Raw genomic sequence first — 16986 nt, 5'->3', positions numbered from 1 at the left:
AAGATGACATGACCAACACCATCATCGCCCTGATCGACGGGTCGGACTTCTTGCGCCCGGTTCTGGACCTCGCTGCCTGGGCCGCGACGCGCAACGACGCGCCCGTGCACCTGCTGCATGTGCTGCCGCCCAAGGGGCCGCCGAAGTCCGACCTGTCGGGCGAGATCGGGCTGGGCGCGCGCTCAGCCCTGCTGGGCGAACTGTCGGCGCTGGACGAACAACGTGCAAAGCTCGCACTGGCGCAGGGCCGCGCGGTTCTGGACGACGCCACCGAGATTCTGAAAGCCGCCGGGGTGACGCGCGTGACGGCACAGTTGCGGCAGGGCGACCTGCTGGAGAGCCTGGCCGCGCAGGAGGCCGGGTCGGGCCTGATTGTCGTCGGCAAGCGCGGAGAAAGCGCCGACCGCGCGCCGGGGCATCTGGGATCGAACTTCGAACGCATCGTGCGGGCGTCGAAGCTTCCGGTGTTGATGGCGCCCCGACAGACGCGCGAACACCTGCGTCGCGCGATCCTGGCCTATGACGGCAGTCCATCGGCGCGGCGGGCGCTGGAACGCGTGGCGCAGCTGCCCGCCTATCGCGGCCTCAAGATCGAGATCGTCCGTGTGGGCGACAGCGCGGATGCCCGAACGGCGCTCGATGAAGCGCAGGTCGTGCTGGCACGGGCCGGCATCCCCGCCACGACGCGGCTTCTGCACGGCACGCCCGAGGAGGCTATCCTGGCGCATCTGAAGGACAGCGGCGCCGACGTCCTCGTCATGGGGGCCTATGGTCATTCCCGCATCCGCAGCCTGATGGTTGGTTCCACCACTACGGCGATGCTGCAGAAGGCGCAGGTGCCGGTGCTGCTGGTACGATGATGGCAGCGCCTTCACCCGAGCCACCGCCACGGCGTCATCTCGCGAGACGGACTGGGGGACGGCAAGGAGACGTGCTCTGATGACGATCACGACCGGCGGCACCCAGACCGCGTCGCTATCGGCCGAAGGAAATTTCAGGTTCGCGACGAACATCGTCGATAGCAGCGTCTCGATCATCGACGTCGAGAGCCAGGACGGTCTCGGTCGCCGATCGGCCGAATGGCATTGGCGCCGGCGAATCCGGCCGCGGAGGAGGTGAATGGTGCCAGATGCAGTTCCAGCGCATTTTCACAGCCACCGCTGGAGCAGATCGGCAGGCCATCCTGGCATTGACACCAGGGACATTTCCACTATTCTGGAGATATGGAAAGAGAAGGCACCATCGCGGCCTTGGCCGCGCTCGCGCAGGAGACCCGTCTCGACATCTTTCGGCTGCTGGTGCAGGCGGGCAGCGAAGGACGCGCGGTCGGGCAAATCGGCGAGAAGCTCGGCCTGCCCTCGGCCACCCTCTCGTTTCACCTGAGCCAGCTGAAGCATGCCGGCCTGGTAACGTTCCGCCGTGAGGGGCGATCCTTGATCTACACGGCCAACTTTGCGGCGATGAACGGGCTGATGGCCTATCTCACGGAGAACTGCTGCGGCGGCGATGCCAGCGACTGCGCGGGTGGAGCCGTTGCCTGCGATCCGTTCAACAACACCGGGATCAAGGAGGGCAGCAGCGTATGAGCGCGAACGACACCGACGTCATCATCTATCACAATCCCGACTGCGGCACGTCGCGCAACACGCTGGCCATGATCCGCAACTCCGGGATCGAGCCTCACGTCATAGAGTACCTCAAGACTCCGCCCTCGCGCACGCTGCTGCAACGGCTCGTCGAGCGGATGGGCGTGTCGGTTCGGGACATCCTGCGCGAGAAGGGTACGCCCTACGGCGAACTCGGTCTCCACCTCCCCGGTCTGACCGAGGAGCAACTGCTCGATGCGATCGAGGCTCACCCGATCCTGATCAACCGGCCCATCGTGATCACGCTGAAGGGCGTCAAACTCTGCCGTCCCTCCGAAACCGTGCTCGACCTCCTGCCGTCCCAGACGGGGGCCTTCACCAAGGAGGACGGCGAGAGGATCGCCGATAGCGCGGGCAACAGGCTCGCCTGAAGCCACAAGGACGCCATCGCCCATGTCTGCATTTGAACGTTATCTTTCGCTCTGGGTCGCATTGGCCATCATCGCCGGTCTGGCGCTTGGCCAGATCGCGCCGGGGCTGATGAACTTCCTTGCCGCGCTGGAATACGGCTCGGTCAACTTCGTCGTCGCCGTGCTGATCTGGGCGATGGTCTATCCGATGATGGTGGCGGTGGATTTTCGGGCGCTGGCGCGGGTCCATGAACGGCCCAAGGGTCTGATCATCACGCTGGCCGTAAACTGGCTGATCAAACCCTTCACCATGGCAGCACTCGGCGTCCTGTTCTTCGACTGGATCTTTGCGCCGTTCATCGAGCCTGGCACATCGGGCCAGTACATCGCGGGTCTGATCCTGCTGGGCGCGGCACCGTGCACGGCGATGGTGTTCGTCTGGTCGCAAATGACCAGGGGGGATCCGAACTATACTCTGGCGCAGGTGTCACTGAACGACGCGATCATGGTGTTTGCGTATGCGCCGATCGTGGCCTTGCTGCTGGGTGTCACCGACATCACCGTGCCTTGGGCAACGCTGATCCTGTCTGTCGGCCTGTACATTGTGATCCCGCTCGTCGCGGGTATCGTGACGCGGATGCTGATGACGCGCGGCGCCGCCAATCCGGCCGCTGCCGAAGCCACCGTTGGCGCGTTTACAGCCAAGGTGAAGCCATTCTCGGTTGTGGGCCTGCTCGCGACAGTCGTGCTGCTGTTCGGCTTTCAGGGCGCGGTGATCCTGAGCCAGCCATTGGTCATCGTGATGATTGCGATCCCGCTCCTGATCCAGTCCTACGGGATCTTCGCGCTGTCATACTGGGCGGCGAAAGCCTGGCGTGTCCCGCATAACGTCGCCGCTCCCTGCGCGATGATCGGCACGTCGAACTTCTTCGAGCTGGCCGTCGCGGTGGCCATCGGCCTGTTCGGCCTGAACTCCATCGCCGCCCTTGTCACAGTGGTTGGCGTGCTGGTCGAAGTGCCCGTGATGCTGTCGCTGGTCTGGTTCGCCAACCGGACCACGCACTGGTTCCCGGCTGAGGAAACCGCCATCGGGGCACTCAGAACAAGGGAGCAGAACTGATGTTTCGACCAGCGCCGATTTCACTCGATTGCTCCGTCGCCCGAGGCCCGCGCGACCTCCTGCGCCATCCCGTTTGACCCCGAGCGCCGCGAGCAGAAGGATTTACAATGCGTTTGCGTCCACTTCCCGATCCCGACCACCTGCCAGCCCTGGACACGCGCTTTGTCCAGAGGCGCCCGGCGATCGGACTTGGACCCGAGGAACACAAACCGCGGATCCTGCTGCTCTATGGCTCGCTGCGGCCACGCTCCTATTCCCGGCTGGCGACCGAGGAGGCGGCGAGGTTGCTGCGCCTCTTTGGCGCCGAGGTCCGCATCTTCGATCCCTCGGACATGCCGTTCCCTGACCAGATCGCGGGCGACGATCACCCGGCGATCCACGAGCTGCGCCAGCATGCTGTGTGGTCCGAAGGCATGGTCTGGTGCAGCCCCGAGCGCCACGGCCAGATCACCGGCCTGATGAAGGCGCAGATCGACAACCTGCCGCTCAACATGGGTGGGATGCGCCCGACACAGGGGCGCACGCTCGCGGTGATGCAGGTATCCGGCGGCTCCCAGAGCTTCAACGCGGTCAACTCGCTGCGGCTCCTGGGCCGCTGGATGCGGATGATCACGATCCCCAACCAGTCGAGCGTCGCCAAGGCGTATGATGAGTTCGACGAGGCCGGGCGGATGAAGCCCTCGAACTACTACGACCGCATCGTTGACGTGATGGAGGAGCTGGTCCGCTTCACCATTCTCACCCGCCGCCATGCGGCACGCCTCGTCGACCGCTACTCCGAAAGGAAGGCCGCAGGAAACGCCGTGGATCCGGCGGTGGACCTCTCTTCGATTGCCACCGCGTCGCAGAAGCGCTCGGCATGAGAGGCGTCGACCATGATGTCGTGGTGATCGGGGGCGGACAGGCCGGCCTTGCGGTCGCCTACTACCTTCGCCGCGCCGGTCTCGATTTCGTGGTGCTGGACGCGGAGGAGCGGCCCGGTGGCGCCTGGCGTCATACATGGGACTCGCTGCGCCTGTTTTCGCCAGCGGGCTACAGCTCGCTGCCCGGCTGGCCCATGCCGCCGAGCCAGACTAAGGGCTTTCCGACCCGCGACGAGGTGATTGATTATCTGACGCGCTACGAACGCCGTTATGAATTCCCGATCGAACGGCCGTGCGAAGTGGAAGCCGTGGAGCGCGACGGCCAACGGCTGCGTCTCCGCCTGAAGGATCAGCGTGGCCTCACAGCACGCGCGGTCGTCAGCGCCACCGGGACATGGGGCGCGCCCTATTTTCCGGACTACGCGGACAGGGAGCTCTTCGGAGGCATTCATCTCCATTCGGCGCACTACCGAAACCCGCAGCCGTTCGCCGGCAAACGGGTGCTGATCGTCGGCGGCGGCAATTCCGGGGCGCAGATTCTCGCCGAAGTGAGCGAGGTCGCCGAGACCATCTGGGTCACGCTCAAGGAGCCGGTCTTTCTGCCTGACGACGTCGACGGCCGGGTTCTCTTCGAGCGGGCCAGCGCGCGGGTGCGCGGAGACTTCGATCAGGCCGCAACCACCACGCTGGGCGACATCGTCATGGTCCCGCCTGTGAAGGAGGCGAGAGATCGGGGCGTGCTCACCTCCGTCCGTCCCTTCGAGCGTTTCACTGCGACGGGCGTGGCCTGGCGAGACGGGACCGAGACGCAGATCGACGCTGTCCTGTGGTGCACGGGTTTCCGTCCTGCAACCGAGCACCTTCTGCCCCTCGGCGTGGTCGAAGCTGACGGGCGTATCGAGGTGGTCGACCAACGCGCTGTCAAGGAACCAAGGCTGTGGCTCGCGGGATACGGGAACTGGACGGGCGCCGCCTCCGCAACGCTGATCGGCGCAGGGCGCACGGCGCGAGAGCTGGCTCCCCGCATCAGGGATTCTCTTGCCGACGCAAGCCTGGCGTCCTGACCGCGCTCGTGCTGGCGGGGTGTCGTACGGGGCTGCGGGATGAACCTACTGCCCGCCACATCCCCGCGCCTGCTCCCGCATGACGGCGTAGTCGCTCAGCATTTCGGCGACCGCAGAACGCTCCGGCAGGAGCGCGAGTTCGTCTGCCGCCCGCGTCTGTAACTCCTGACTATACTCCACGACCGGCGGACAAAGTGCCATGATCCTTTGTTCAGAACCGACCGTCGCGCAGCCGCTCAGCAAGCTCGTCGCGATTGCGAGGACGGCGAGCCGCGGCCTCCAGCATCCGGCGTTGGGCATCATTGATCTTCTCCGTGGTCTCATAGCGTTCGGAGAGGCGGCCAGTGCGCTCGCCGGAACGCCGGAGTGCGAGCAGGAACAGCAGCACCGCGAGCGCGGTGGCGCCGTAGCGTAGCGTCGCCCGCATCCACGGGCTGGCGGCGAACCTGGTCAGGAGCGTGGCGATCATCGACGCCCCCGCTTCCAGTCATCGAGCCGCGCGTAGATCGTGACCGCGATGCCAACGAGCGCCACGGCGATGAACACCCAGCGCAGCGTGTCGAGATAAGACACGAGCGGCAGGATGGCGGTTTGCGTATCCGCCAGCACCTGCTGGGCCATCTCGACTCCGGCTGCGCCCAGCGTCGCCACACCGGCCGCTCCGCCACCTCTCATGGTGCGGCTCTCGGCCAGCACTTCGCGTGCGGGCGGGGCTTCCGCCGCGAAGTCAGTCCGCCGGACCGGGAAGCGCTCGCCCCATTGCCGCGCCGGGCCGAGGTCGACATGCATGAAGCCCGACCGGGGGTAGAAGCCGAACCCGAGGAAGCCAACCTCCCGCGCAGCCGCCTCGAACGCGACAGGATCGTGGTTCGCCACGGCGATGTCGAACGCCGTGCCGTCGAGGTGCTTGGAACGCGTTGCGCCACCGACGGCGCGGTTGTGTTCGGGGCTGCGATAGGCCGAGCGGACGATCAGCGGCTTGCCCAGCCGGTCGCGCAGCGCCTGCAGCCTGTCGAGCGCGGGTTCGTTGATCAGCAGCTTGCCGGTGCCCCGGCAGGCGATCTCGGCGGGCGAGAAGTTGGGCCAGCGCCACGCATTCTTCGGCACGTCGCGCCAGTGGCGGTGGAAGGTCGTGGTCATGGGGTTCTCCAGAAATGAAAAACCCGCCTCGAGGGCGGGTGTGGGTGAGCTGATGGTTTGAGGCGTTGTGCGGCTACGGGCTGCCGCGGAAGATCTTCAGCTTGATGGCGATGCCCGCCAGCAGCGCCAGCATGACGCCGGTGGTGATCATGCGAACGGCGGTCTGCATCGCGGTGCGCCGCACCAGCCGGATGCAGTCCACCAGGGAGCGCAGATCGCGGATGTCGAGCGCGGCTTCGTCGCCGTCGAGGCCGACATCGGAGAGTGCGCGCCTTGCGCCTTCCTCGGCCGCCCGCGTCAGGATCGCCTCGAACTCGTGGTCCGGCATGCGCACATAGCCATCGGATCGGGGCGGTGTCATGGGATCATCTCCTGCTTTTCAGCCGATATTGCAGCCAGTAATTGACCATCAGCCCTCGATACGGTGCTGCGATCGGCGGGGGCGGCGAGCCGGAACCCGGCCGCCCCGAAAACGTCCGGACAGGCGGCCTGTGGCGTGGTAAATTTGATCTGGAACGCGCCTTCCACGAGTTGTCGTCCATTCCCTGTAGCGCGATGTTTCTACCGACAAGGACACACCCATGAAGGCAGTCTGGCTTCGCCCGCCGGGCAATCTTGAGGCCCTCCGGATGGAGGACATGGCCGACCCCGGTGATCCCGGACCCGGCGCGATCCGCGTCCGCCTGCACGCAAGCTCGCTCAACTTTCATGACCTGCTCGTCGTCAGCGGCCGCATGGCGCCGGCCACACCGCTCGGCGAGGGCCGCATCCCGATGTCGGACGGTGCCGGCATGGTCGAGGCGGTCGGCGACGGGGTGACCGAGTTCGCAGTGGGCGATGCGGTGATCTCCCTCATCTTCCCGCAGTGGCAGGACGGCGGCGCGGCAGTCGCCAGCTTCTCCGGCACGCCCGGGGACGGCCTCGACGGCTACGCCCGCGAGGCGGTCATCGCGCCCGCGACCTGGTTCACCCAGGCGCCCCGCGGCTACAGCCATGCCGAGGCGGCCACCGTGGTCGTTGCCGGGCTCACCGCCTGGCGGGCGCTGGTCGTTGACGGCGGCCTGAAGCCCGGGGACGTCGTCCTGACGCTGGGTACGGGGGGCGTGTCCATCTTCGCCCTGCAGCTCGCCAAGGCCATGGGCGCGCGGGTGATTGTCACTTCCTCGTCGGACGCCAAGCTGGAGCGCGCCCGGGCGCTGGGGGCCGACCACACCATCAACTACCGCACCACCGAGCAGTGGGCGGGCGCGGTCTTGGAGCTGACCGAAGGCCGGGGCGCCGACCACGTGATGGAGATCGGCGGCCCGGGGACGCTGTCGCAGTCGATGGAGGCGTGCCGCATCGGCGGCCGCATCGCCATGATCGGCATCCTGACCGGCGCCAAGGGCGAGGTCCGCACCGGCCTGCTGATCGGCCGCCAGCAGCGGCTGCAGGGGCTGCTGGCCGGCAGCCGCAAGCACCAGCAGGACCTTGTCCGGGCGCTCGACGGGCTGAGCTTGCGGCCGGTGATCGACCGCACCTTTCCGCTGGAGCAGACGGCGGACGCATTCCGCTACGAGATGTCGGGACAGCACTTCGGGAAGATCTGTCTGGAAATCTGAGGCCGACGGCACAAGGGCATGGCCGGGTCCGAGTTCAGAAATCCGTCTCCACATACACCCCGGAGCAGTCGTAGGCGACGGCGGCCGCGGTCGCCCCGTTGTTCAGGTAAAGCCGGGGCGAGAGGAACTGGGTCGCGGCGGGCAGATCGGCGGCGATCTCCTGCTCGAAGACAGCGCCGGTGACCTCGTTGACGAGCCTGACCCAAACCGATGCAGCGTTTGGCGCGGCGGCGATGAACAGCGTCAGAACGCCGCCGGTTGCGACCGCGAATGCGGCGCCCATGTCGGTCAGGGTGGGCGCGCCGGTGGCGTCATTCGCCACCAGTTGCCAGTTGGCGTGCGTCCCGCGCTGGAAGCCGATGCCGATGCAGTTGACGACCGTGGCCAGCGTCAGCGTGATGGCCAGCGCGGCGGTGGAGCCGTAAAGGCCGAAGAAGCCCATGCCGGTGGCCTGCAGGGTCGTCAGCGAGAGCCGCGTGACAAACGTCCAGCCCCCGAGACCCGCCGCATTGCCGCGCCAGCAGGCCCAGCCCGCGGAGCGCTGGTCGGCGACCGAGTCAACCACCGCGGCCGAGGTCAGACGCCAGCGCCGCATCGAGGTGGCAAGGCTGGTGGCGGCAAGCGCCGGAGTGGAGACGGTGCCGACCGAGGTGATCGGCAGGCCTTCGGTGTTGATCGCGGTGTTGGTCGAGGGCGACCAGTTGGCGATGCGGTTCACCCCGAAATGCGGCTGCAGCGGGAAGTCCCGGCCCGAAGGCCGCATGACGTCGATCCAGGGGGCGCCCGCGCGGTTGCGGGCATAGACGGCGGCCTTGCCCGAAGGCGGCGGGATCGGGGCCGCACTCAGCCCCGGCAGGATCGTGGGTTGCGGCAGTTCGACCTGACCGCTGGTGCGGTCGATCTTCAGGGCGTCATGGAATGCCGATCCATCCGGGCTGACCTTGACGCTGAAATCGTCACTGCCCAGAAGCCCCACCAGAGCCCGTGCCGAAAACCCGGTCTTGAAGGCGAAGGCCGCGTCGTTGCCGGTGCCGGCCTTGTTGACCGTTGCCTCCACCCCGGCTCCGGCGTTGTTCAGCAGCACGGCCGGCGTATTGACCGACAGGCGATTGTAGTCGTCGGCCGTGGCCCCGCCGAGGCCCAGCAGCTGGGCCGTGAGGTTGGCCTGCGACATCCCGACCTGCGTGACGGCATTGGCGAAGGTGACGGTGGGCGTGTTGATCACCGTGGTCCCGCCTGCACCGGCCGTCGCCGAGCCGATGTTGATGACCGTCGTCGACCCGGGCGCGCCACCGGTGCCAAGGTTCACCGTCTTGGTGGCGCCGGAGGCCGTGGCGCCCGACCCCATGGCGTAAGTGGCGGTACCCGTTGCCGTGCCGATGCTGGCCGAAGCCGCCGAGACGGTGACGGTGCCCGAGGCCGTGAGGGTGCCGGAAAAGGTCTTGTTGCCGGTGAAGGTCTGGGTGCCGGCGAGGATCGCCAGTTCCGAAGAGGTGTTCGGCAGGGTGAAGCTGCGCGTCGTGCTGGTGCTGATCCCGGAGAGCGAGAACACGGCCTTCCTGGTCGGATCGGCGTCGTTCACGAGGCTGAAGACGGCGTCCGAGACATCGCTGGGCGCGCCGACCGTCTGCCAGGTCGCGCCGGTCCAGACCAGAAGCATGCTCTCGTCCTCGACCCATGCCCGCCATCCCGAGCGTGGCGGCAGACGCAGCCAGGCGCCGTCGGTCCAGACCGCCACGTTCAGGTCCCAGCCCGCCCAGTCGCCCGTCGCGCCCGAGCCGACGATGTAGCGGTCACCATCAGCGGGGCTACCGGGCGGCGCGGTCAGGTCCCGGTCGAGAACGGAGAGCTGCACGAGCCCGTCGAGGATCCGCAGCGCCTCGTTGTGGGTGACATGCTTCTGGGCCTGCGCCGCCAGGATGTAGGGCAGCAGGAGATGGGTCGTGGCGTCGGACATGGGATGGCCTTCAGAGTGTCAGCGTGACGGTCTTGGGCGCGCCCCGCCCGACGAGGGCGGAGAGCTGGGAGATGCGGATAACGAGCGTGTCGCCGGGGGCGAGCGGCGCGCCCCAGTCGGCGGTCTGCTGCGCGGCCGTGTAGACCGCGCTGGTCGTCGCCGTGCTCAGCACGCGCTTCACAGCAGGGCCGTCGAGGATCTCGACCTCGTAGACTTCGAGTTCCTCGGCCAGCGGCACCTCGAGCCCGCCCCAGTTGTCGGCGACCAAGGCGCGCGACCGGCGCGTCCAGCGGATGGTCAGATCGCCGGGCGTGCGCGGTGTGCGCCACGGCTGCTCGACATGAGCGACCGAGAACGACCGAAGCCCGGCGCCCGTGGGCGTGAAGGCCTGCTCTACATAGGTTTCGTCGCTGACGGGGCGGCTCGCCGGGCCGATGCGCCAGTTCCACGGGATGCCGAGATCGGCCTCAGCGATCGGCAGAGATGCGAGACTATCGTCCAGCACCACCACGCGTGCGCCTGCAGGTGCCGGGTTGCCCATCGCACCTTCGGTGCCGCGCTGGCCGCGCAGGAGCCGGGTCAGGCGATACCGGCCGGGCGCCAGCAGTTCCGCCGCGCCCGCCTGAACGATCTCCCACACGCCGGGCGCGCTCTCGATGGCCAGCGCGTTGGCCCCGCCGAACAGGGTCAGGTCCGTGACGCTCTCCAGCGTGCCGGTGAGCAGATCGACCACCAGCGCGTTGCCGAGGTCGAAGCGCGACGTCGGTCCCGCAAAGAAGTCCGGGACCAGTGTGCCGATCCGTGCGCGGCTGCCGAACGTGTTCAGCAGCTCAAAGCCATCCGTGGAGGGGCTGCGGAACACCGCCATCTCGCCGGGCCAGGGAACGGCGTGCGCCGCGACAAACGGCCGATGCGCGGGCTGATCCTCGGTCAGCTGCGGCAGGTCCATCAGCACCGCATCCGGCGCGCCGAACACCACGGCCCGCGTCAGCGACGCCGCGCGGGGATCGCCGGGGGGCAGGTCGTAGGTCGCGCGGTCCTGGCGGACCGCCTCGATGCCGCGCGCCTCCGCGTCGGCGATGGAGACGAACCGCAGATCGACGAGCCGCCCGTCATGCTCCAGCCGGATTGGGTCGGCCGGATCCAGCGCCAGGCGAGAGGGTGGAAGACGGAACGCCGCCGTCTCGCGCCCCACCCACGCCTCCATCAGCGCACGGCGGCAGCGGCGCTCGGCCTCCTCGGGCGGCACGGCCATCGGGAAGGACTCGGAGGCAATCCGCGTCGTGTCCACGGTGATGCGCCGCGCCTCGACGAGGGCCGCGTCGTAGTCCTCGTCGGCGCGCGCGACCTGCCACTTCAGCGCCTGCGGCAGTTCGGTCTCCTGGCCGCGGGTCAGTTCCAGCACGTCGCCCTCGCGGGCGGCCACCAGATCGTCGGGTGAGAGGGTGGCGACGGAGGCCCGCCCGCGCATGACGAAGCGGATCACGCCCTCGGTCTCCACCGCGTCGAACCCGAAATGCCGCGACAGCGTGGTGATCGAGGCGCGCGGGCTTTCGAGCGCCGTGATGGCGTAGCCTTCGACCGCGCCCCAGAGGCCGGAGACGTCGATCCGGGACTCGGGCAGCCCGGCGCGCAGGCAGAGGTGGCGGACGAGTGCCGCGAGCGACACCGCCCCGAGGCGACCCGTAAGCCAGTGACCGAGCCGCCAGTTCGCCCCGTCCGTCCAGACGTCGGTCAGCGCCGGGAAGAACGGGTACGGCCGTGCGTCCCAGGTCCAGGCGGCGCATTCGGGGACATGCACCATCCGGCCGCCGTAGACCGAGGACACCGGGTTGTGCGCGGCCTCGCCCCACCAGAGATACGTCGCCTCGAGATAGGCGCGCTGGATCGCATCGTCGCGCCAGCCCCGCGAGAAATGCGGCGTGAAGCTCTCCGAGGACTTCGGGTCAAAGAAGACGTTGGGCTGGTTGGTGCCCCGGTCGATGGCGGGACAGCCGAGTTCGGTGAACCAGATCGGCTTGGACTGCGGCGCCCACGCGGTCGGCGTTCCGCTCTCCACCCCGCCTGGGCGGTCGTAGTGCGCGTTCGACCACCAGGCGCGCAGGTCCTTGTAGCGGAACACCCATGGCTTGCCGGCGGCACCATCGGTGATCGGGGTGCGAACCTGCGCAGTGCGGGCGGCCGCGCTGGCATAGAACCAGTCGAAGCCTTCACCGCCCGCGATGTTCGTCTGCAGGTATCCCCGGTCGTAAATCGCGGGCCAGCCCTCGGCCGCGTCTGCATGGTCGAAGCCGTCCCGCCAGTCGGAAAGCGGCATGTAGTTGTCGATCCCGACGAAATCGATCTCCGGATCGGCCCAGAGCGGATCGAGATGAAAGAACACGTCGCCCGAGCCGTCACCCGGCTGATGGCCAAAATACTCGCTCCAGTCGGCAGCGTAGCCGATCTTGGTGCCGGACCCGAGGATCGAGCGCACATCCGCGAGCAGATCCCGATAGTCCTGCACCGCCGGATAGCTGGATGGCCCCGAGCGGATGGTCGTCAGCCCCGGCATCTCGGTGCCGATGAGGAAGGCATCGACACCGCCCGCCGCCGCGCAGAGATGCGCGTAGTGCAGCACCATGCGGCGCAGGCCCCAGTCGCCCGGCGCCCCGGTCCACGAAACCGACTGACCCGAAACGCTGAAGCTGGCGGGCGTTGCCGCGCCGAACAGCGCCGCGACCTGCGCGGCCGCAGTGGCGGTTTTGTCCACCGTCCCCGCGAAACCAGCGGCAGGCGAACACGTGATCCGCCCCCGCCAGGGGAACGCGGGCTGGCCGGTCTCGGCGGCGTTGTCGGAATAGGGGTTCGGCAGCGTGTTGCCGGGCGGCACGTCCATCAGGATGAAGGGATAGAAGGTGACCCGCAGCCCGCGCGCCTTCATCTCCTGGATCGCCTGCACCACCGCGAAGTCCGACGGCGTGCCGCCATAGACCGGGCGGTCCTGGTCGTCGCGGCTGACGAGGACGGCGTTGGCACGGCTGACACCATTGACCGACCAGCTGGCGGGCGTGGTCGACTTGGCCGACACCTCGACGCCAGGCCGCACCTTGCACGATCCCGCGCGCAGATCGTCGCCGAACCAGGCGACGACGAGGCTGACGCTCTCGACCGCAGGCGCCATCGCCTGCAGCCGGTCCAGCGCCACCACCATGTCGGTGGCATCCGGCAGCGCGTTCAGGTTCTCCGCCTGCGTTGCGCCGCCATCGGTCTTGCGGATCGCCTGCGTCGCGTAGGTGAACTCGCCCGAGGCCGGGATCATGGTGACGGCGCGGGTCAGCCCCTCGGCGGTGTCGGGGTCGGCGAGCGGCCGGAACACCTCGAAGGAAAGCTGCGGCAGGCGGTTGCCGTAGTTCGAGAGCGCCAGTTCCTCGAAGACCACATAGGCCGTGCCGCGATAGGCGGGCGTGCTGGCCGCGCCCATCTTCGCGGTGATGAACGGATCGGCGGTCTGCGCCTCGTCTCCAGAATACCAGCGCCAGGTGACGCCGGAGAGGTCCATCGGCTTGCCGTCGGCCCAGACGCGGCCGATGCCGGTGATCGGGCCTTCGCACAAGGCAACGGCGAAGCTCGCGTAGTAGAGATACTCGGTCGTCCTGACCTTGCCGCCCCCGCCACCCTTGCCGCCGCCCTGTGTGGTGGTCCTGGTCTCCTCGCGGAAATCCGTCGCCCAGATGATGTTGCCGCCCATCCGCATCCGGCCGTAGAGCCGCGGGATCACCGCGCCCTCGGTGGCCGAGGTGATGCGCAGCGTGTCGAGCCGCGCGCCCTCGATGCGCTGCGTGGGCGCCAGCGACGAGATGATCCAGCTGTCGACGACCGAGCCGATGGTCGAGCCGATGAAGCCGCCAATGGTCGCGGCGCTCACGCCGAGGATCGCGCCGCCGATCGAACCGCCAATGGCGGCGCCGGCCGCGCCGAGGACGAGGGTAGCCATGTAGGGATCCCATATCTGACGGCCGAAGACGACATTCCGCCGTCCTGCACGGCTGGGTGCAGCGTCTATCGTTGGCTGTGCCGCAGCTGGCTGCGGCCGATCCTCAACGGGTGAAGGTCGACGGCGACGGTTCCGGGCTGGACTGGCGCTGGCCCTGCTGTTCGAGCAGTCGCTCGACCATGGACCTCACGGCTTGCATCTGGACGCCGTTGCGCGTTCGCCATCTGTCGCCGCTGTAGCCCCAGAAGTCCCAGCACCCTCTGGGATTGCCTGGTGCTTCAGTCGCCTGCGGGTAAAGGACGACAATCCGGTTCGCCGCCGCCCAGCGATTGTAGCCCGCGTCACGAACGAAATCGTCGTGGACCCGCTCGTCACCTCGCGCGTCCGCATTCTGTCGACAGCCGTGGAACGCGACATGCAGCCGGCATTCCTCGGATCGGCAAACGTCTGGAATGTAGATGTAGCCGGCGCCGCTCAGGCCAGCTGACGGCGACGGCTGGAAGAACTCGGCCTGGTCGAAGGCGAGGAGGCTGCCCGCGTCGTGGGGATCGACCGGGTCCTGGACAAAGCCGTCAGGATAAAGATGCCGGAGCAGCCTCTCGGCTGCGTCGAAGCCGCACTCGATCACGAAGGGCGGCGCGTGCTCGGCGCAATCCACCCGCTCGAACCGACTGTCGGCGGCGAAGCTCTTGACCGGGATGCCATGGTTGGCCGGGCGGGGTGGATTCCCAGGCTCGATGTCGAGCGCCCCAGCATCCACGCCGAGAAGGCGATAGAGATCGGCGAGGCTGCCGGCGACTGCGGCCGGAACCACCGCATCGAGCTCCCCGCGGAACAGCCACACCCGATCGTCGGCGACATGCGCAGGATCGTCGATCTCCCCGTCCTGGTGTGCGGCCTCAATCAGTTTCCGGACGTCCTCGGCACGCGGAGGGTTGGGACGAAGACCCCAGTAGCGGTCTCCGAAGTAATGCGTGCAGGCGACCACCGCCGCGGAGGTACGGTCCAGCTTCCAGAACGGCCAGAACGGGTTCTTGATGACCTCCACGCAGCCATAGGGGCCGCCGGCGAGGATGCCGGCGCCCGCCACGGTCTGGGAGAAGGCTATGTGGAACTGGTGGGCGAAGAACCCGCCGGACGAGAGGCCGGAGACTGTCACCGACGCGGGGTCGAGCCGGAGGTCCGTCGGCATAGGCTGCGAAACCGAGAGCGGCGGCGGATCAGGAATGTCGTCGTGGCCAGCTGGCGACGGGTTCGCGCCGAGCAGCAGAACTGCGATCGCGTGCCATAGGCGGTTCAAGTGCATCTCGTCTCCATGCGGCCCGTCATGAGGGATTCACGCCCGCAACTGCAGCCGACAGCAACATGGCCCGCTCCCCGGCTGAGACCGCATGAACGTAGCAAGTTCCCAACAGCCAACCTTCGTCTTCCGCAGCCACCCAGGGTGCATCAATTACATGCGTCTGCGCGGACGAGGAGAAAGTGCCTTTCCCGCTCGTTGCGCGTGAGCCTGGCCGCCGCCTCGAACTCGGACCGAGCCTCGGCCAGTCGGCCACAGCGAAACAGCAAATCGCCTCTTGCGGCCGGCAACGGCGCGTAGTTGCGAAGCACGGGGTCGTCAACGATCTCGTCGACCAGACGCAGGCCGGCTTCGGGGCTGAAGGCCATGCCGTGCGCAACAGCGCGATTGAGATCGACCACCGGCGAGGGCATCACGGCGCGCAGCCGGTCGTAGAGCCCCGCGATGCGCGCCCAGTCGGTATCGGCCGCCTTTCGCGCACGCGCATGGCAGGCGGCGAGCGCGGCCTGCAGGACGTAGGGACCGTCGCCCCCGAGCGCCTCGGCACGAGCAAGCGCGTCGAGGCCGCGGCGGATCAGAAGCTGGTTCCAGCGCGCCCGGTTCTGCTCGGTCAGCGGTATCAGGGTGCCGTCCGGACCCGTGCGCGCCGCCAGACGCGAGGCCTGGATCTCCATCAGGGCCAGCAGGCCAAGCACGTCGGCATCGTTGGGCATCAGCCCGGCCAGGATGCGGCCGAGCCGCTGCGCTTCGCGGCAGAGGTCCGTCCGGACCAGATCGTCGCCCGCTGTCGCGGCGTAGCCCTCGTTGAAGACGAGGTAGATAACCTCCAGCACCGAGGCGAGCCGCGCCGCACGCTCGGCGCCGCGCGGCACCTCGAAGCTCAGATCGGCCTTCGCGATGGTCCGCTTGGCGCGGACGATGCGCTGGGCGATCGTCGCCTCGCTCGTGAGGAAGGCACGGGCGATCTCGTCCGTCGTCAGTCCGCCCACGATCCTCAGCGTGAGCGCCGCGCGGGCGTCGGCAGAAATCATGGGGTGGCAGACCGTGAAGATGAGACCCAGCAGTTCGTCGCCGAGATCGTCATCGATGGCCGCCTCGATCCCCTCGGCCGCGTTGTCGACAAGGCCGACCCATTCCTGCGCGATCTGGTCGTGCTTGCGCGCGCGCATCTTGTCGCGGCGCAGCGCGTCAATGGCGCGGCGCTTGGCGGTCGTCATCAGCCAGGCGCCCGGATTGGCCGGGACGCCGACCCTGGGCCAGTCGGACAGAGCGACGACCAGGGCGTCCTGAGCCAGCTCCTCCGCACGATCGACGTCGTGGACGACGCGGGCCAGGCCGCCGATGAGCCTGGCCCGCTCGATGCGGAAGATCGCCTCGATCACCCTGTGGGTCTGGCTTTGCGCCATTCCGCCTTGTCAGCCAAGGTGACATCGTAGGCAAGCGAACTGCGCCCGGACGTCTCAGCTGCCGGCGAGCCTCTGCCGGGTCTGCTCATGAAGCTCCCGGACCTCGGGCGTCGGCGTCACGACCTCGATGATGTCGGCGAGTTCGTACAGCGGCCGGATCTCGATCTCGCTCGGTCCCGGCATCGGATTGGGGCAGCGCTTCACCCAGGCGACCGCCTCGTCCATGTCCCTGACCTCCCAGAGCCAGTAGCCGGCGACCAGCTCGCGCGTCTCGGCGAACGGACCGTCGATGACCCTCCGGCCGGGACCGTCGAACGCGACCCGCTTGCCCTGCGAGGAGGGCTTGAGGCCGTCCCCGGCGAGCATGACGCCGGCGTTGACCAGCTCCTCGTTGAACTTGCCCATGGCCTCGAGCATCTCCCCCTCCTCGGGTGAGCCCTGGAAGCCTCCTTCGCTGTATTCGGTCGCCTTCACCAGCACCATGACACGCATCGTCCGTCTCCTTGTCTGAGCCCGCCTCACTCGGCTGGCATGAGGTCGACGAACGATGACGCGGAAAATCG

Annotated in this window: 17 protein-coding genes; 8 read left to right on the top strand and 9 right to left on the bottom strand. The window is 68.0% G+C overall.

Annotated elements, in window-relative coordinates; translation table 11 throughout:
* Positions 1-8: 8 nt before the first annotated feature.
* The 7 genes from B0A89_RS12995 to B0A89_RS12965 all read left to right on the top strand — a co-directional run bounded on the left by B0A89_RS12995 (position 9) and on the right by B0A89_RS12965 (position 5043).
* On the top strand, positions 9-860 hold the full coding sequence (locus tag B0A89_RS12995) for a universal stress protein (RefSeq protein ID WP_085378469.1): 852 nt from the start codon (positions 9-11) through the stop codon (positions 858-860).
* Positions 861-939: 79 nt separating this feature from the next.
* Positions 940-1119: a hypothetical protein gene (locus tag B0A89_RS12990; protein ID WP_085378468.1), complete on the top strand. Its 180-nt coding sequence runs from the start codon at positions 940-942 to the stop codon at positions 1117-1119.
* Positions 1120-1223: 104 nt separating this feature from the next.
* On the top strand, positions 1224-1586 hold the full coding sequence (locus B0A89_RS12985) for an ArsR/SmtB family transcription factor (protein WP_085378467.1): 363 nt from the start codon (positions 1224-1226) through the stop codon (positions 1584-1586).
* A complete protein-coding gene (arsC, locus tag B0A89_RS12980) occupies positions 1583-2017 on the top strand; it encodes an arsenate reductase (glutaredoxin) (RefSeq protein ID WP_085378466.1) in 435 nt (144 codons plus the stop codon). The genes B0A89_RS12985 and arsC overlap by 4 nt, the downstream gene beginning before the upstream one ends.
* A 22-nt stretch (positions 2018-2039) precedes the next feature.
* Complete coding sequence (gene arsB / locus B0A89_RS12975; protein ID WP_085378465.1) at positions 2040-3116, top strand: ACR3 family arsenite efflux transporter; 1077 nt, start codon at positions 2040-2042, stop codon at positions 3114-3116.
* Positions 3117-3223: 107 nt separating this feature from the next.
* Positions 3224-3979 carry an arsenical resistance protein ArsH gene (gene arsH / locus B0A89_RS12970; protein ID WP_085378464.1) on the top strand — a complete coding sequence of 252 codons (756 nt, stop codon included), beginning with the start codon at positions 3224-3226 and terminating at the stop codon, positions 3977-3979.
* On the top strand, positions 3976-5043 hold the full coding sequence (locus tag B0A89_RS12965) for an ArsO family NAD(P)H-dependent flavin-containing monooxygenase (RefSeq protein ID WP_085378463.1): 1068 nt from the start codon (positions 3976-3978) through the stop codon (positions 5041-5043). The genes arsH and B0A89_RS12965 overlap by 4 nt, the downstream gene beginning before the upstream one ends.
* Before the next feature lie 211 nt (positions 5044-5254).
* On the opposite strand, the gene B0A89_RS12955 is transcribed toward B0A89_RS12965, so the two are convergent.
* The 4 genes from B0A89_RS12955 to B0A89_RS14750 form a co-directional block, all read right to left on the bottom strand.
* On the bottom strand, positions 5255-5512 hold the full coding sequence (locus B0A89_RS12955; protein ID WP_085378461.1) for a hypothetical protein: 258 nt from the start codon (positions 5510-5512) through the stop codon (positions 5255-5257).
* A complete protein-coding gene (locus B0A89_RS12950; protein WP_085378460.1) occupies positions 5509-6183 on the bottom strand; it encodes a YcbK family protein in 675 nt (224 codons plus the stop codon). The genes B0A89_RS12955 and B0A89_RS12950 overlap by 4 nt, the downstream gene beginning before the upstream one ends.
* A gap of 73 nt (positions 6184-6256) precedes the next feature.
* Positions 6257-6544 carry a DUF6127 family protein gene (locus B0A89_RS12945; protein ID WP_085378459.1) on the bottom strand — a complete coding sequence of 96 codons (288 nt, stop codon included), beginning with the start codon at positions 6542-6544 and terminating at the stop codon, positions 6257-6259.
* Complete coding sequence (locus tag B0A89_RS14750; protein WP_157115342.1) at positions 6541-6711, bottom strand: hypothetical protein; 171 nt, start codon at positions 6709-6711, stop codon at positions 6541-6543. Before B0A89_RS14750 ends, B0A89_RS12945 begins: the two co-directional genes overlap by 4 nt.
* Positions 6712-6764: 53 nt before the next feature.
* Between B0A89_RS14750 and B0A89_RS12940 the strand changes: the two genes are divergently transcribed.
* Entirely contained in the window at positions 6765-7784 is a 1020-nt protein-coding gene (locus B0A89_RS12940) for a zinc-dependent alcohol dehydrogenase family protein (protein ID WP_085378458.1), read from the top strand.
* A gap of 34 nt (positions 7785-7818) precedes the next feature.
* Here the strand turns inward: B0A89_RS12940 and B0A89_RS12935 are convergent, their stop codons facing one another.
* From B0A89_RS12935 to B0A89_RS12915, 5 genes are all read right to left on the bottom strand, one after another.
* On the bottom strand, positions 7819-9741 hold the full coding sequence (locus B0A89_RS12935) for a DUF2793 domain-containing protein (RefSeq protein WP_085378457.1): 1923 nt from the start codon (positions 9739-9741) through the stop codon (positions 7819-7821).
* 10 nt (positions 9742-9751) lie between these two features.
* Positions 9752-13717, bottom strand: a complete 3966-nt coding sequence (locus tag B0A89_RS12930) for a baseplate multidomain protein megatron (RefSeq protein ID WP_085378456.1) — start codon at positions 13715-13717, stop codon at positions 9752-9754.
* A gap of 103 nt (positions 13718-13820) precedes the next feature.
* The gene (locus tag B0A89_RS12925) at positions 13821-15023 is read right to left on the bottom strand and encodes an extracellular catalytic domain type 2 short-chain-length polyhydroxyalkanoate depolymerase (protein ID WP_085378455.1); all 1203 of its coding nucleotides are present in this window, start codon (positions 15021-15023) and stop codon (positions 13821-13823) included.
* Between the two features lie 143 nt (positions 15024-15166).
* Positions 15167-16423 (bottom strand): RNA polymerase sigma factor, encoded by a 1257-nt coding sequence (locus B0A89_RS12920; RefSeq protein WP_085378454.1) that lies wholly within the window; start codon positions 16421-16423, stop codon positions 15167-15169.
* 54 nt (positions 16424-16477) lie between these two features.
* Positions 16478-16915, bottom strand: a complete 438-nt coding sequence (locus tag B0A89_RS12915; RefSeq protein ID WP_085378453.1) for a YciI family protein — start codon at positions 16913-16915, stop codon at positions 16478-16480.
* Positions 16916-16986: the final 71 nt, after the last annotated feature.

This window comes from Paracoccus contaminans (assembly GCF_002105555.1).
GTDB classification, from domain to species: Bacteria; Pseudomonadota; Alphaproteobacteria; order Rhodobacterales; family Rhodobacteraceae; genus Paracoccus; species Paracoccus contaminans.
This window is presented reverse-complemented; position numbering and strand designations above follow the sequence as displayed.